The 15,890-nt window shown below is 62.5% G+C and carries 10 protein-coding genes; all 10 read right to left on the reverse strand.

The annotated features are described in order from the left end of the window. Nucleotide 1 precedes the first annotated feature (1 nt). The gene (locus RM6536_RS08690) at nt 2-2,632 is read right to left on the reverse strand and encodes a hypothetical protein (protein ID WP_060824830.1); all 2,631 of its coding nucleotides are present in this window, start codon (nt 2,630-2,632) and stop codon (nt 2-4) included. Between the two features lie 447 nt (nt 2,633-3,079). After that, the gene (locus RM6536_RS08695) at nt 3,080-5,989 is read right to left on the reverse strand and encodes a hypothetical protein (RefSeq protein WP_060824831.1); all 2,910 of its coding nucleotides are present in this window, start codon (nt 5,987-5,989) and stop codon (nt 3,080-3,082) included. Between the two features lie 65 nt (nt 5,990-6,054). Continuing rightward, the gene (locus RM6536_RS08700) at nt 6,055-8,826 is read right to left on the reverse strand and encodes a DUF6493 family protein (RefSeq protein ID WP_060824832.1); all 2,772 of its coding nucleotides are present in this window, start codon (nt 8,824-8,826) and stop codon (nt 6,055-6,057) included. Nucleotides 8,827-8,908: 82 nt separating this feature from the next. Beyond that, on the reverse strand, nt 8,909-10,318 hold the full coding sequence (locus RM6536_RS08705) for an SWIM zinc finger family protein (RefSeq protein WP_060824833.1): 1,410 nt from the start codon (nt 10,316-10,318) through the stop codon (nt 8,909-8,911). A gap of 190 nt (nt 10,319-10,508) precedes the next feature. Beyond that, the gene (gene secG, locus RM6536_RS08710; RefSeq protein WP_005506130.1) at nt 10,509-10,766 is read right to left on the reverse strand and encodes a preprotein translocase subunit SecG; all 258 of its coding nucleotides are present in this window, start codon (nt 10,764-10,766) and stop codon (nt 10,509-10,511) included. A 108-nt stretch (nt 10,767-10,874) separates the two neighbouring features. Further along, nucleotides 10,875-11,339 carry a hypothetical protein gene (locus RM6536_RS08715; protein WP_060824834.1) on the reverse strand — a complete coding sequence of 155 codons (465 nt, stop codon included), beginning with the start codon at nt 11,337-11,339 and terminating at the stop codon, nt 10,875-10,877. Between the two features lie 239 nt (nt 11,340-11,578). After that, the gene (gene tpiA / locus RM6536_RS08720; protein WP_005509126.1) at nt 11,579-12,355 is read right to left on the reverse strand and encodes a triose-phosphate isomerase; all 777 of its coding nucleotides are present in this window, start codon (nt 12,353-12,355) and stop codon (nt 11,579-11,581) included. A 259-nt stretch (nt 12,356-12,614) separates the two neighbouring features. After that, on the reverse strand, nt 12,615-13,403 hold the full coding sequence (locus RM6536_RS08725; protein WP_231917960.1) for a DUF6318 family protein: 789 nt from the start codon (nt 13,401-13,403) through the stop codon (nt 12,615-12,617). 79 nt (nt 13,404-13,482) lie between these two features. Next, entirely contained in the window at nt 13,483-14,073 is a 591-nt protein-coding gene (locus RM6536_RS08730; protein WP_060824836.1) for a DUF6318 family protein, read from the reverse strand. 458 nt (nt 14,074-14,531) lie between these two features. Then, entirely contained in the window at nt 14,532-15,755 is a 1,224-nt protein-coding gene (locus RM6536_RS08735) for a phosphoglycerate kinase (protein ID WP_044150479.1), read from the reverse strand. Nucleotides 15,756-15,890: the final 135 nt, after the last annotated feature.

A 15,890-nucleotide genomic window follows, 5' to 3' on the forward strand; every position in this document is an offset into this window, starting at 1 on the left:
CCTACTTTTCAGCAGCGGCAGGATTCTGCGACTGCTGTTCCTGGGGCTCCTCCGCTTCATCCTCGAAGCCCACGTACAGTGCCGCCAGCGACGGAACCGTCGCCTCCAGCACCTCCTGCGCCTCCTCGGGGCTCGGGGCGAGCTTCGCGCCGGTCAGCTGCAGGTACTCGCGCACCGTCATGGGCTGCGCCCAATCGAAGTGCTCACGCACGGCAGTAATGTTCGCGCCGGACTGCAGCACGTTAATGCCGCGGGCAAGACCGATATCCGTCACCTTCACGATGGCATCGGTCTCCTCCGGGATGTCGTACGGGTCGCGGTTCTGCAGGTCCACAATGAACGGCAGCACGCCGCGGCTCTCAGCGCGCAGGGTGAACTTGGTGTGCACCTGGCTCACCTCGTGCACCTCGCCCACACCCACGGCGGGTACCACCATGAAGCCCGCCTGCAGGTCGTTCACCGCGTCCAGGGTGCGCGCCTCTCCGAAGCCGGAGTACAGCTGCACCACCGGCACGAGGTAGCACACCTCCGCCTTGAGCGCCTTGCGTGCCTCAATGTCGATGTACTCCCAGGCGCCGCCGGTACCGTCGGTAATGTCGCCAGAATGGTGCGCGTAAATGGCGCCCTGACTGTTCTTCGCGGTCTGCGACCAGTAGCTGATCTTGTCCATGTAGTTGCCTTCGGCGTCAAACATCATCAGCGACAGGTCAATGTCCACGCCCTCATCCCAGAAGCAGAAGAGGCGAATCACGCCGGTGGGCGACAGGTGCACCGTCGAGGTGTTGTAGCGGCCCATACCGTCCAGGGAGGGGCGGGCGCTGCGGGTGTTCAGCGGCATGATCGTATCGCCCACCTGCTCGGGCAGGTAGATGCTGGTCTCGGCAAGGCGACCGGACAGGCCGATCTCGACCAGGCGCTCCAGCAGGTCCAGCACCGCCGGGCTGTACTCGCGCGCCGGAATCATGGTGGCGATACCGGTTTTGGACAGGTTCATGCGCTGCGGGGCGGCAGGCTGAGCCTTCTGAGCGGAAGTCGCGGCACGCTGAGTGTTTCGCGGGCTCTCGGGGACAGAGGTGTGCGGGTTAGACAGGCCGGCGTTACGGTCAAAGAACGAGCCCAGCGGGTTCGGGATGCCCGCGTTCTGCATGAGGTTCTGAACCCTGGCGACGCCCTCCGCGTTGCGGCGCGCATAGTCGGCCATCTCCCGGTCCTCCTGCACCGCCACAGGGTTGGCGGGGCGTTCCTTCGGCGGGTTCGCGAGCGCGTTACGCTGCAGGGTCACCAGGTTGCGGATCTGCACCAGGATGGGCGCGGAAACGCGCGGCGCCACGGCGGCGAACGCGTCAAAGATGACCTGCTGGCCGGGGCTCGGGGCGGTGTCGATGCCGTAGCGGGGCGCTTCGAAAGCATCCAGGGCGCGCACCAGCTGGCGTGCGAACACGCCGGGGCGGGTCGAGAGCAGACGTGCCACGTTCTGCGCATCCCGAGTTGCGTAGGCGCGGTCCACCAGTGATTCGAAGCTGTACACCTCGCCGCGGTACAGGTCGTCAGCCCAGCGGCTCAGCGCGGTCAGTGACGGGTAGTCGCCGGGGTGAACCGCCTTGACGAGGCGCTTGTACATTTCGGCGGCGGGTGCGCTGTCGTAGCGGGCACCGACCGGGTCAGCCTCCAGTACCCGGTTGAGCAGGTGCGCGATGCGGGTGCGTTCGCTACGGCGCAGCTTCAGGCGCGGCGCGATGCTCAGGCTCAGGTCCCCCACCGTGCCGTTGAAACGCAGACGCGAGTAGGCGGCGGCGAGGGCGAGCGCCTCCTTCATGGTGCGCAGGTGCTCAGCGTCTTCGGGGTGCAGGCAGGCGGCGATGAACACGCGGTTTTCGCGGCTGCTATTTTCCGGTCGGGCAGCCGGCAGCGCGTCATGCTGGGAGAGGAAACGGCGCAACGCCACAAGGTCGCGCTGGTCGGTCTGGTTGTACGCCTGCTGCTGACCGAGCAGCTGCTGGTAGAGGGCACCCGCCATGATCAGGGCGTTCTGCACGCCGCTGACCATCTGCAGGGGTCGGCGGTTGCGTTCCATGCTGGTGAAGTTGGAGCGACTCATCGGCTGCTGCCACTCGTAGGGCACGTAGTTCTCGGGCAGGCCGCCAAGGATACGCTCGGTGCCGTCCGGGTTGTAGTACGGGTTGGAGAGGTAGTGCATGATCTGCTCGGTGTAGCGCTGCTCGTCGGTGAGCGTCAGGGCGCGCAAATCAAAGTCGCGGCGGAACACGCGGCCGGGGCGGTACCCGTATTCGTAGGACCAGATGGTTGCGAACAGGGCGAATTCGTTGGCGCTGGCGTTCAGTGCCTGGGCGAGGGACTCAGGGCTGAGGGTCAGACCGCAATCGCTCAGGACGGATACTCGCCCCAGGTCGGTGTCGAATGCGCCGGAGTGGTGCAGCTCGTTAATGCTCGAGTAGTTCGAGCGGTAGTAGGGGCCGTCCAGGTCGGTGAAGACGTACACGCCGTAGCGGCGCATCAGGATGAGGCGCACGAGGGGGCTGAGGCCCTCGGGCGCTTCGCCGTGAAGGTAGGCGGACTCGTTGAGGTAGGGTGATTCCTGCAGGTAGGGGGATGCGTCGTAGGGAGTGGTCACGGGTCGTCCTTTCCGTTGGTCTCACCCGGCTGTCACCGTCGGTGGTGTGTTTATGTTCTTATCGTAGCGGTGTGGGTGCGGGTTGTCGCTGGGTTTGGTCATCGGTGACCTGCGGGGGCAACAGGCGGTTACGTAAGCGGAGCCTGGGCGGTGTTTATCCGTCGCCTGCTTATCCGCCGAGTGCTTGTCCATCAGCCGCTTATCTGTCAGCCGCGTGGGAACGGGGTTAAAAGAAAAATGGCGGGAAGCGAAGAATCCGACAAATATAAGAAAAAGATATTTCAGAAAGTAGGACTCTTCATGATCCGCCATTGCTTATAGAGTACTCCCGCCCCGCGACGGTGGTCAAGCCGTTTCGTCACCGAAGCATGCTCGGGGGTTTTCCACCCGCCGGTGAGGCTCTAGCTAAGGGGCAAGTAGCATCACCGGCAGGTAGGTTTTTTCGGGTTAGGACTCCCCGAGCAGGGCGAGCGCGGCTTCGCGGGCGGCAAGCGCCTCCTCCGTCTTGCGGGCAGGCACAGCAGCCAGGGCACGCAGTGCCTTCGCCAGCACCGTGGAGCCCTTCATCTTCGGCTCCAGGACGGCGGGGATCTCAACCGGCGTGCCGTACAGTTCGGCAAGCTCCACCGCCAAGCGCACATAGTCGCCGCCCTTCGTCAGCCCACCAACCATCGGCAGCAGCAGACGCAGAACCTGCAGTACACGCCAACCCGCCAGCGGACTAATAGCCGACACCTCACGCAGGGTCGCCACCAGGCGGGTCGGAAGAACCATCCCGTCCTCCAGCGCCCACTTCAGGGTCTCCGCGAAGGTTCCTGTATCCAGCAGGCCCGCCTCAAAGAGTGCCGCAATGGCTTCTGCCGCCGCCAGACGGTACTCGGGGTTCTTCGCGCTCGCCACGTAACCGAGCAGAGTGCAGGTCGGGGCGCCCACCTGCACGGTGGACTCCCTCAACGCACGCATGAGTACGGGAACGGGGGTGATGGTCTTCTCCTCAACGCACTGCGAAGCGGCAAACAGGAAGTATGCCGAGAGCAGGTCCGGGTTGTTCTGAAGCAGCCAGGACGCCCACTCGGTGAGCGCCGGGAGGAAGTCACCCAGCCAGCTGTCAACTCTGTCGAGATTCAGCAGATACACGAAGGGAATAAATGCGGTGTTAAGAGCCTCGTAGGCGATGGCCTCCTCGGGGCTCATGCCAGCGGTTGCACGGCTCAGCGCCTCGCGAGCCTCATCCACGGTATCCGCGATGTCGCCCTTGACCTGCCACATGGGCTGGTACTTCACGAATTCCTCAACGTTAAAGTTTTCGAAGCCTGCCTCGCGGAGACGACCCGACCTGCTGGCCTCCTGGTATTCCCAGACTCGATCATTGTCGAGACCGCGGTTGAAGCCGCTCCAGGGCATATCCATGCCAGAAACAGTGCGATAAGTCCAGTCACTGTAGGTCAGCTGGCGGGCGGGTAGTGGTGCGCTCAGCAGGCGCACCGTACGACCATCCGTGTGGTACTCTCCCCCGGCAGCAACGGCACGCATCTGCTCGCGGAAAATCTCGTGGAGGTCACGGTAACCCTTCAACGGCTTGTAGTCAGCATTCCAGAGATGGTGTTTATTCTGAATAGTCAGACGTATCATCTCTTCCTTGCTCAGGAGCGCGTTACTCGGGCAGGCTCGTGCAACCATCTCACTACGGTCGGAATACTGCAGGAGCGGCGTCAGCTCGGGTAGCTCCCACGATTCGTATCCCGCGGCCTCGGCGTTAGCTTCCAACACGGCGCACAGCGCAGGCATGTACGCGACGTTGTTGTAGTAATATTCGCTGGCAATCTTACGCAGGGTACGAAGCTGCTGCTGATCCACCGGTGCAAGCTTGCCGGTCGCCGCAAAGTGGTAAAGACGAGCCAGGTTCTCTCCCCGAGTGCTGGGAGATTCGTCCCCGGTAATTCGACCGGAGTTTGTGTTCGACTCCTCCGTAATGAGGGTGCAGAACTCACCCAAATCCGCGATGGATGCGACGGATTCTCGGCACTCAACGCCGGGCAACAGCACCGGCGGCACCTCTACGGAGGCGCCCGCCGCCTCCGCCTCTTCCTGCTGGGGCAGGCGGTCTTCGGGCAGGCATGCTTCTGCGGCGCCGCGCAGTTCCAGGGGTAGCACCTCGTAGGCTTCGAGGACGCGCTCGGCAACGTAGTTGGCGAGCGCCACCTGCTCGGCGGTTTGCGTCTTCTTGCGCTTGGCTTTGCTCACGCCGGCGTACTGGGTGGCGATGAGCTTGAGCAGGCGCAGGGCGCCGCGCTGAATCTTCTTTTCGGTGCGGTAGAGGTTCGCGCCGAGTGCGTCGATGAGCTGTTCCAGGTCGAGCTGTTCGAGGGGTTGCAGGTCGGGGGTCTTCTGCAGGTTGGCGGGTGCGCAGGCTTTGAGGACGTTCTGCAGCATGGTCTGCGCGAATCCGACGGAGGCGCTGGGCTCTGCGGTGAGGACAGCCATGAGCTGCCCGAAGCGTGCCCGGTTTTCTGCGTCGGTGGGTTGCAGGTCGGCGTAGACGGAGTGGAACGCAGCCGAGTTGAATGCACTGAAATCGCTGGTCAGGCCGCGTAGCAGGGCGTCCAGAATCTCATCGCGAATGTCAAAGTATTCGCCCATGAGGCGGCAGAGTTCCGCGCTTTCACCCATGTGGTTGCCGTAGCCCTTGAAGAGCACCCCCTCGGTGCGGAAGACCGCCCAGAATTCTTGGTCGAGCAGGGTCATATCGCGGGTGAAGAAGGTCTTGAGCTGGGCGTGGTTGCTGGTGCTTCCTTTCTTCACACAGGGCAGGGCCTCGTGCAGGAAAAGGACCAGGTATTCGGGGGCTTCGCAGCTCAGGTTGCGTGCGCGAAGTAGCGTGTAGCAGGTTTCCCAAATCTTCTTCGAGCGAGCCCAGGAGTTGGGTAGCCCCTCAATGAAACGCAGAATCCACTCGTCGGGTCGTTCGGTGGCGCCGAGCAGGAACGCGTCAATCAGCTGCTGATCCGGGCGCCCCTCCCAGAGCAGGGTGCGCATGGCGCGACCGGCGGAGCGGTGGTATTCCCACGGGTCGCCGTCGGGGGTGCGCACGAGCGCCCCGGCAACATAGGCGGCGAGCGGGGTGCGGTTAATGTGGTCGCTACCAATCACGTTCTTGGGGGTGAGGGTTCGGGCGAGGGAGGCGCGTTCCTCCTCGGTGGCGCCGGTGATGACGGCGTGGTACTCCTGCACGTCAGTTGATTCTGCCGCCATGAGGGCCTTGAGGGCGGCACGGCGCTCTTCGAGGGTGCGCTCCCCTGCGTTATGCTCGCTGGCGCTGCGCTCGTTAGGGTTGTGCGGCTGGGCGGTATCAGTCATTGGTACCTGCTTTCAGAGTTGATGGTGAATGGTTGTGAAGAGTTGAACGGGTGCGGGCGGGGCGGTTAGCCCTGCACCTGCTTGAGGATATTCCGGGCGTACCGCGCCTTCTGCGAAGAACCGGTCAGCGTACCCAACCAGGCACGCAGCGGCTCATCCACGAGCTGCGCACGGGTGGCAGGGTCGATAGTCGCCAACGCCTGGCTGAAAGCGCCCAGCAGCTTACCGAGCGAGTTCGCCCCGGTATCCAGGTGCGGTATGAGGCGCGCGAAGAAGCGCACCGCCGCCCGCGCATCCAGCTGGGCGAAGTCGGTGAGGGCGAGCGCCCAACGGTTCAGCATTGCCAGCGGCACAAAGTTCACGAACCCTGCGGTGGCATCCTCAAGGCTGAGCTGATCGTCCAGCACGCGGTGCATAATTTCCACGGCGAGGGAACGAATTTCGACGCGTTGCTCCGAGAAGCCCGCGGCAAACACGAACGCGCAGGCGGGACCCCACGCGCCGGGGTGCGCCGCCAACGCCAAATACAGGCTCCGGTCAAAGGCGCTGTGGTCCAAGCTGTACCAGTTGCTGCTAGCGCAGTAGAAAGCCAGCGGTTCTGCCCGCGAGGGGTAGAGCAGGGCGTACTGTCCTTCTTCGTCGTGGTGGGCGGTGGCGAGTCCGCGGAAAGCGTTCAGCTCGGGGGTGGAAGCACCGTGCGCCACCCCGTTCAGCTGAAGGCCCCAGCTTTTTTCCCGCTGGGCTACCGTGATGGATTCCAGGTAGGGGTTGACGCGCCCGGTGGCGAGGGTGCCGTCGAGGGCGGAGCGGAGCACACGAATCTGGGTAGGAGCAGAGCGCGGGGCGTCCTCCTGAGCGTTCTTCACGTATTGCTCTTCGAGGCTTTCAAGCAGGGTCAGCGCCTCAGCTCGGCGGCTCTGTGCATCCTGTCGCTGCTCGTCGGTAGCGTACGGAGGCAGCACCTCCGGCACGCGCACACGCAGTAGCGCCGCCGTGAAATCCTGACGTAGGATGGGGGCTCCATCAGCCAGGTTCTTGGCGTACCGGCGCACCAGGGTATCCGGATGTACCCACCCGCCGAACAGCTCAGGGGTGGCGAGCGGCGTGTAGCTCTGCCTGCTCTGCAGCACGCCGAGGGCGTCCTTGAATCCGGTGCTGAAGAACGTGGCGTGGCGGGAGTACATGGTGTGCAGGTTCGGCACCGTACCGGGGTCTTCCTTCGGGGTCATCTCCGACGCCTTCGGGCGCTCACGCAGCTTCCCGGCGGCGGCAAGAACCGTCAAGTGCGCGCGCATGTCGAACCATGTCAAACCCCAGTGGTTCAGCTTTTTCAGGCAGATAGGAACCAGCTGTTCGAGCAGGTTCGGGCTTTGCGCGGTGCCGTCGGCGCTGAGCAGGTAGGCGGTGAGCAGTTCCAGTTCCAGCTCGCATCCGGCGTGCGTTTCGGGAAGTTCCGCTTCATTGAGCGTATCGGGGGTAGTGCTGGGCGCGACCTGATGGTGCAGGAGCGCACGGGCGCGTTCTTGCACGTCAGATGCGGTAACGGGGCGCACGGGGGTGTCCCAGTACCGGTGGATTACGGCGCGGGAGGCGGCGAGCGCCTCCGCGGCGGCGGCCTCAATGTCAGCAGCTTCAGTGAGGGCGGCGCTGTCCTCGCCGCTCCCCCGGCTATTCTCCGGGCTGTACCCATCTTCGAGGAGCGGCGAGCCCTTTTCCTGAATCTGTGCCACAACCAGCGGATCGAGCTGGGATCGGTAGTCGCAGTAGAGTTCGCGGGCGCGCTCGGCGAACACGATAGTCTCGGCGCTCGCATCGTCTGCGGCACCCGCCTGAACCCATTCTTCGAGGTGTTTGAGGGCGGCGGCCTGCACCTGCGCGTGGGTGTGGCTGAGCGCCATGACTACAGCGTCTTCGCAGGCGGCAGCGTCGAGGGTGCCCGCCCGGTAAAGCGCCTGGAGCATGGTCAGGATTTTGAGTGCGTTTGCTTTGGTTCCGGCGCATACGGCGGGTGCCGCGTAGGCAAAGGCGGTGGCATCCAGCGCCTGCGGGTTTTTGCTCCAGAGGCGGTGAATATGCTGCACGCCGAGGGCCACGCTCGGGCCGATAGGCGAGGAGAACAGCGTCAGAAATTCGCTCTGACGTACCGCGATTTCTTCGGCGGTGAGTTTGAGTCCGGTGACCAGGCGTGAGAACCAGCCGACCCGGTACGCCGGGAAGTCGCTCATGAGGGAGCTCAGGAGCGCGTCAATGAGGCGGTCGCGGCTGATCAGCCGGGTTTCGGTGGCTTCGATGAGGGCACAGGACCAGCCGGGGTTGTTGTCCTTCTGTCCAGGCTTGTAGGAGTCGCGCTGGGTGAGGGATACGTCCCGGGTACCTTCGACGGCGAGCATGCCCCAGATGAGTTCTTCGCGGAGCTGTTCGTCCTCGCGCAGCAGCGGGAGGATCAGCTCACGGTCGCAGTTGATGAGGGCAGTGTAGTATTCCTCGTTGTGTTCGAGGCACGCCCCACCGTAGAGCTCAGCTAGGCGCATGGCAACGCCTCCGGTGAACCAGCCGAACTCTGCGTAGGCTTTGACGCGGTCCTGCGTGACGGTTCCGGGCGTGTTTTTACCGAGCTGGGAGCCGTATGGGGTGGTGACAATGTCGAAGTACTGCCAGCGGCGGTAAATCTGTTCGAAGGTACCGCCGACCGCCAGGATGTTGGCGAGATTGCGGTTGAAGTGCATGATGTCGCTCCAGGTTTTTTGCTGCCTAGTGAGCGGGTAAATGACTTCGCCGGGGAGTGGCTCGGTGATGACACCTTCGGGGAAGGTGTGTGTTTCGGGGCGTTTGCGCATGGTGGTCTTTCGGTAGGAAGCTGAGGCGAGCTTTTGGGGCGTCGTCTTTTAGTGCGGTGCGTGATGTGTCGGGGTGTTTACCCTAGCCGGCGGCGTGTTCGCGGTAAAGAATACTGACCGCCAGGGCGTGCTTGCAGGGGCCGCGCGTACCGCGGTACTTCAACCACCAGGGGCAGGAGCAGAGGTACCCCTCCACGGCGTACGGGTTGGCGGGTAGCACCACGGTGTACATGTTCGCGCCGCTGCGCACACTGTACTCACCGGTGCCGTGCTCCCCCGCCCCGACTCGCTCAATGGCTCCGGAATCGGCAAGCTTTTTCGCGCCAACCAGGCGCGGATGCATGGCGGTCAGCGCCTCCGGATGCACGGGCAGCGGGCGGTGGAAATACTCGCCAGCGTGCGCGTCAAAACCAACCTGACCGGAGGAAGCCAGCAGGGCGAGGGCGTCGCGGGTTGCCGCCTCGTCCAGGCCTGCGCGGGCAGACATGACGGGCACGTCAATGCGCGGCTCGAAGGAAAGCAGCACACTGAGCATGTCAGCGTTCTGGGCGGTGTTCGGATTAGACAGCGCCTGCAGCACGGATCCCTCACCGGAGAACCCACGTGACTTTTCAGGGCTCAAACCAATGCTCAGGCGTGCACCGGGCAGGTGCGCCACCCACACGCTGGGCACGGGCGCGTTACCGGCGCTCACGGGCTCACTGTACGCGTCCAGGCGCTGAATGTGGCGGATGAGCGGCTCAAGCACGCGCAGACGCTCGGGGCCCGCCACGCATACGGATCCGGCGGTGGCGCGGGTGGCAAGCCGCAGGGAACGCACCGCGCGGGTCGCCCACAGGACCGCCTTGGTGCTGGAGTTACGCGGCAGGGAGTGGATGAAGGTTCGGGCGGCGGCAGCGTCCAGGCTGTGCACCGGGCTCATGCGGGATGAGAGCATCTGCGTTTCTGCAAAGCCTTTGAGCCAGCGGATGGGCAGCGGCACTTTTTCTTCCATGACGGAGCCGTCAAGGGTGGTGGTGAGCAGCCCGTCGTCGCCGACGTTCAGGTGGATGGGCTCCCCTGCCCTGAGGGAGGCGAGCGCGGCGCGCAGGGGCGGGTTGACGTCTACGTTGGTGACGCCTACGGCGCTGTGGCTGGCGTCGAGTGCGCTGGAGTCAACGTCGAGGCGCGCGTACACTCCGCAGCAGGCGCTGAAGGATTCGAAGCGTAGGCCTTCGGCGGTGCTGGTGACGACTGGGTCTGCGGCGCGTAGGGCTCCGGCGAGGGAGCTGGGCGGTACGTAGAAGCGGGTGCGGGCGACCCTGGCGACGACCAGTAATGCGGTGGCGTAGACGTCTGCTCGTTCGAGGAACCCGGAGAAGAAGTACGGGTGGGAGATGGCACCTTCGGGGGTGCTGCCGCCGCTGGTGGCGAGGCTGAGCGCGCGGGAGTCGGCGCCGTCGATGAGGGCTGACGGGGCGGTGTACGTATAGTCGAGGGTGTAGGCGCTCATGGCTTCTTTGCCTTTCGTATGTGGTGTATACGTCCTATCATGCCGTAAAGATTCGCGCCCCGCTACCGCTTTCGTCATTGCCGTTTGGTGCATAAAAAATCCCCGGCATTCTCGGTTGAGAAGTGCCGGGGAGAAGCTCTACTGGCTCACCCTCGGTGGGGTGGGCGTGGGCTCTGATGAGAGGCTCTGGCTAGACGACGATCTGGCCGTTGAAGCGCATTGCCAGGCCGTACAGGACCACTGCGATAACCCAGATGACGATCACGGTGACGGTCAGGCGGATCAGGTTCTTGGACGCCATACCGGAGGAGTTCAGGGAGTTGGTCATACCGCCGCCGAACATGTCGGAGAGGCCGCCGCCCTGACCGCGGTTGAGCAGCACAAGCATCACTGCGATCACGCTGGTGATGGCGATGATGACCATGAGTACGTTCATGATGACGTCCATGGGGACCTTCCTTCGTTGTCTTCTGGTGGGGTGCCTGGGCTGCGGGGTGCAGACAGACGGGTTTAACTATACGCTACAGCCGCCTTTCGGTCACGTTGAGGCGGCTTTTTATGCGGCGCGGTTGCTGCGGCGCTGGTATTCGCTGGGGGTCAGCTGCAGTGCTGCGGGGCGGTCGGTGAGCACACGCTGGGCGGTGAGTTCGTCGCCTTCGGTGTCGTAGGCGCGCACGTATCCGCCGTCGATGAGGTAGTAGGTGAACTGCTGCGCGGCTGCCCAGTAGGCGCCTCCTTCAGCGTAGAAGCCCTGGTCTACCCAGTCGCGCAGGGTGAGGGTGACGGGGATTTCCGGTGAGGAGGTGCGGCTGTAGAGCTGGTCGAGGAATGCTTCTCGGCGGCTCTCGAAGTACTGGTATTCGGGCGAGGGTTCCTGGTATTCTGCGCCGCCTGCGTAGCCGATGTTGCCGCCGTCATTGCCGGGTAGGCGCGGGGCACTCACTTTGCGGTTGCGCAGGTAGCTGTAGAGGATCATGCCGACGAGGGCTGCGACGACCAGGGAAAAACCAAAGCTGAACATGCCGTTAAGTGTACGGGGCGAACCGCGGGGTCGGCGTGTTCTGGGTGGGTTTTGCGGTTAGGGGCGAACGCGCCCGCCTCTTCTCCCCCGCCTCTTACGTCTGGCTCCTACTCCCGGCTCTAACCCCCGGCTCTTGCGCCCGCCGCTATCTCCGGTGGCGGTTTAATGGTTCAGCGCCCGGTCGGGTGGGTACCCGCCGGGCGCTGTAATGCTATGAGACGCTGTGGTGCGTCGGGGTTTTATGCGTCGAAGCGCGCGATTGCTGCGAATTCGTCAGCCTGCAGGGATGCGCCGCCGACAAGCACGCCGTCCACGTCTTCCTTGCCCATGATGGAGGGTGCGGAGGAGGACTTGACAGAGCCACCGTAGAGAACGCGGACCTTCTCTGCAACGTCTGCGGAGTAGAGCTTAGCGATTTCTGCGCGGATTGCTGCGGACATTTCCTGTGCGTCGTCTGCGGTTGCGACCTTGCCGGTGCCGATTGCCCAGACGGGCTCGTATGCGATGACGAGGGTTTCTGCCTGCTCTGCGGTCAGACCTGCGATGGAGCCGCGCAGCTGCTCGAGGGTGTACTCGACGTGGGTGCCTGCTTCGCGAATTTCGAGGGGCTCACCGACGCAGAGGACGGGGGTCAGGCCGTGCTTGTATGCTGCCTGGACCTTTGCTGCGCACAGCTCGTCGCTTTCGTGGTGGTAGGTGCGGCGCTCGGAGTGGCCGACGAGCACGAAGGTTGCGCCGAGCTTGGAGAGGAATGCGCCGGAGATTTCGCCGGTGTATGCGCCGGAGTCGTGGACGGAGAGGTCCTGGCCGCCGTAGAGGATGTCCAGCTTGTCGCCTTCGACGAGGGTCTGCACGGAGCGGATGTCGGTGAAGGGCGGGAAGACGGCTACTTCGGTTGCGGAGAAGTTGAAGTTTGCGTCGTCGAGGGTCCATGCGAGCTTCTGGACGAGGGTGACTGCCTCTGCGTGGTTGAGGTTCATCTTCCAGTTGCCTGCGATGAGGGGCTTACGCGACATAGTTCGCTCCTTAGCTTTCCCGCGCGGTATGCCGTGCGGGGTTGTTGTTCGGAATTTTCCTTTTCTATTTTAGAGGGTTGGCGGCATATTTTCACTGGTTCGGCGCGGTTTTATGCTGTGCCTTGACTATTCTCACCCCGCGTTCATCGGTTTCTTTCGACCCTTGCCGTTTTGCGGGTTCTGTAGCCATTTAAACGGGTGCAGGGGAAGCCTCATGGTGGCTTCCCCTGCGGATGCACTTCCTCGGTTTATTTGAAAGCTACAGCTGCCCGAATCCTTGCGGGTAGATCGGCTCGTAGGTGTTGCGGTTGCTGTAGCCGTCGCGGTCAACCACAATCACCCACTGCCCACGCAGATGCTCCACAGCCAGCGAGAAACGCCCCAGATACTTCAAATATTTGCGGATATCCTGCTTCTCCCCCGTCTCCTTAACATAAAATGCAAGGTCCTTAGCCTTAGTCGTGTACAGGGTGCTCACCAGGATTTTTCGGCTCGTATTTTTAGCCTTTTCACCGGCGATAAGATCATCAGCGACATTGGCGCTCAGCACATTCTTATCAGCCGAAATAACCCACCCGCGCTTCTCCCTGTACAGGCGAAGAATTTCGGGGTGCAGCACCTTTTCGGGGTCCGTGACCTTAGAAAGAGGCTCCGTGTCGCCCGTGTGGTAGAAGTAATTCATCGACGCGAAGTAGTACGCCAAGAACGCGTACAGGCCAGCGCGGTCGTAGTTATCCATTCCGGGCTGTTGAATAGGGTACGGCACGTTCTGCGCCGCCTGCGCCTCGGTGGCAGGAATGAAGCGACCCTTACGCTCAAACGCCGTGTAAACCAACGGCCCGGAAGAGGTCCCCAAGGTACGGAGCTCATCGTACTTTTCCGTGGGTTCCAGGCGCACAAATTCCTGGTCACGCTTCTTATCGGCTTGAGACTCCGAACCCGTCCCGTTGAGCAGTTTAGTACCCCAACCAAAAGCCACCGCAACGAGGGCGGCACCAGCGAACACGCCAGCTCGTATAAACTTGGCGCGAGTAATCACAGACCTCATGAGCGCTCGTTGCTCGTTATATCCAGATCGGTTATATCCGGGTCCGCCAAAGTTATTCGTCATGCTTCTCTCCCCTCCTCTAGCTCAGGCTATTTTCTGGAATGAATTGGACGGGCCTCCACTCATTCGTGAATTGTGTGCGTAGAGTCCCGTGGATTGCGCCGTCACGGATCAGGCCGCGCGTATCAAAATCAGTGATGGGGTACACCTGGTTCGTGTCTTTGCGGTACACCTGAACTTCGGGAAGGATATCGAACCGCACGTTCCATTCCACAATTTTTAGCGTCTCGTCGATGAGGCGCGGCTGCCTCTCCAGCAGGTTCATGGTCAGAATCTGGGGGTTAGGGGTAATGACCCAGCCTTTACCTTCTTCGTAGAGGTCCTGAATGGCGGGGAAAAACATTTCTTCGCTGATATTGTCCATCCTCAGAACTGCCGGTTCCGAGGCGAGAATCATGTAGTTTTGGCAGGCGTAGTAGTAGCCCAGGTAGGGGCGCAGGTTCCTCGCCGCATAGTGCCTCGGCCTGTACCTCACGCCCGGGGCGGGTGCCGAGTAGGCGGGGTGGTCCCGGTTTGCGGGTGTGTAGGGTCCAATCACGCCATCGGCAACGTACGGGTATGTTCCGGTGTAGTCTTTTTCGTCAAAGAGCGCTTGAGTGTCTATGGGCATTCTTTCCCTCCCTGGATTCCATGTTCATGAGCTACTGAGTACACGAGCTGCTGAGTTTGCGAGCTGCCGAGGCGGTTCTGGGCTGCTCGGGGCGGCTGGGCTCAGCACCTGGGCGTCTTCGCCCGCCTGTATTTGCTTGTCGGTAGAGGTGCGTGTGCTCCCTGCTTCATCCCCCCCCCCGCGGTAACCGTATGGGTACCGCCCGGTGAGCGCCGAGGCCCTCTACATTTCCAGTCTAGTAAAGCCACTCCTCAGCCTCCCCGATACAAGTGGCAAACCCAGGGAATCCACAGCATATAGCCAGGAAACAGCCCCACCCCTGCCCGCGCAGGATTATCCGGGCATGAGCGGGCATGCAGAAACCCCCGCCGGAACGGTACCGAAATACCGCCCCGACAGGGGTTTCTTACGCTAAAACTCTGCGCTACTGTACGTAGAGTCAGATGAGCCGCGCCAGATTAGGCGCCCAGTGCCTCCAGGCCGGGCAGGGTCTTACCCTCAATGTACTCGAGGGAAGCGCCACCGCCGGTGGAGATGTGGCCGAACTGCTCATCCTTGAAGCCCAGGTTACGGACTGCAGAAGCAGAGTCGCCACCACCAATGATGGAGAATGCGTCAGAGTCGACGATCGCCTGTGCAACCGCGCGGGTACCCTCAGCGAAGGGAGCAATCTCGAACACGCCAACGGGGCCGTTCCAGAAGATGGTCTTTGCGCCCTTGATCTTCTCAGCGAAGATCTCACGAGTCTTGGGGCCAATGTCCAGACCCTCAGCCTCTGCACCCAGCTTGCCGCCGGTCAGGTCCTCAATGGGGCGGATCTCGGTGTTAGCATCAGCGGAGAATGCGTCAGACCAGACAACGTCCACTGCGGTGATGATCTCGGTGCCCTTCTCGGGAGCTTCCTTCAGGTAACGCAGAACGTTCTCGACCTGGTCCTTCTCCAGCAGCGACTGGCCAACCTCGTAGCCCTGTGCGTATGCGAAGGTGTAGCCCATGCCGCCACCAATGAGGATGGTGTCAGCCTTACCGATCAGGTTGTCAATCACGGCGAGCTTATCGGAAACCTTAGCGCCACCCATGACCACGACGAAGGGACGCTCGGGGTCGTTCAGGGTCTTAGCCAGAACGTCAACTTCCTTCTTCACCAGGTCACCCAGGTATGCGGGCAGACGCTTAGCAACGTCGTAGACAGAAGCGTGCTTGCGGTGAACTGCACCGAATGCGTCGTTCACGTATGCGCCGTTCTCGCCGGTCAGTGCGACCAGCTCGTCAGCGAATTCGCCGCGCTCTGCGTCGTCCTTGGAGGTCTCGCGTGCGTCGTAGCGGACGTTCTCAACGACCAGAACTTCGCCGTCAGCCAGGGCTGCTGCCTTAGCCTTTGCGTCCTCGCCTACCAGGTCGGTTGCAACCTTCACGGGCACGGATGCCAGCTCAGCCAGGCGTGCAGCTGCCGGTGCGATGGAGTACTGGGGGTCGACCTTGCCCTTGGGGCGGCCCAGGTGTGCAGTCACGATAACGCGTGCGCCAGCCTTGGCAAGCTTCTCAATGACGGGCAGGGATGCGCGGACGCGGCCATCATCGGTGACAACGCCGTCCTTCAGGGGTACGTTCAGGTCGGAACGGACGAGAACGTGGCGGCCTGCGACGCCTTCTTCGAGCAGTTCGGACAGTGCCTTAGCCATAGGAATTCCTCCTGGATAGGTGGGTTTATATACCGTTTCCATCATACCGAACATTAGGGTGTTTGACAGCCTAAAAAATAGCTTTTATATGGTGTTTCTCCGCAGAATATCGCGGATATTCGCACACTCTATCAG

Source organism: Rothia mucilaginosa, assembly GCF_001548235.1.
Lineage (GTDB): Bacteria > Actinomycetota > Actinomycetes > Actinomycetales > Micrococcaceae > Rothia > Rothia mucilaginosa_B.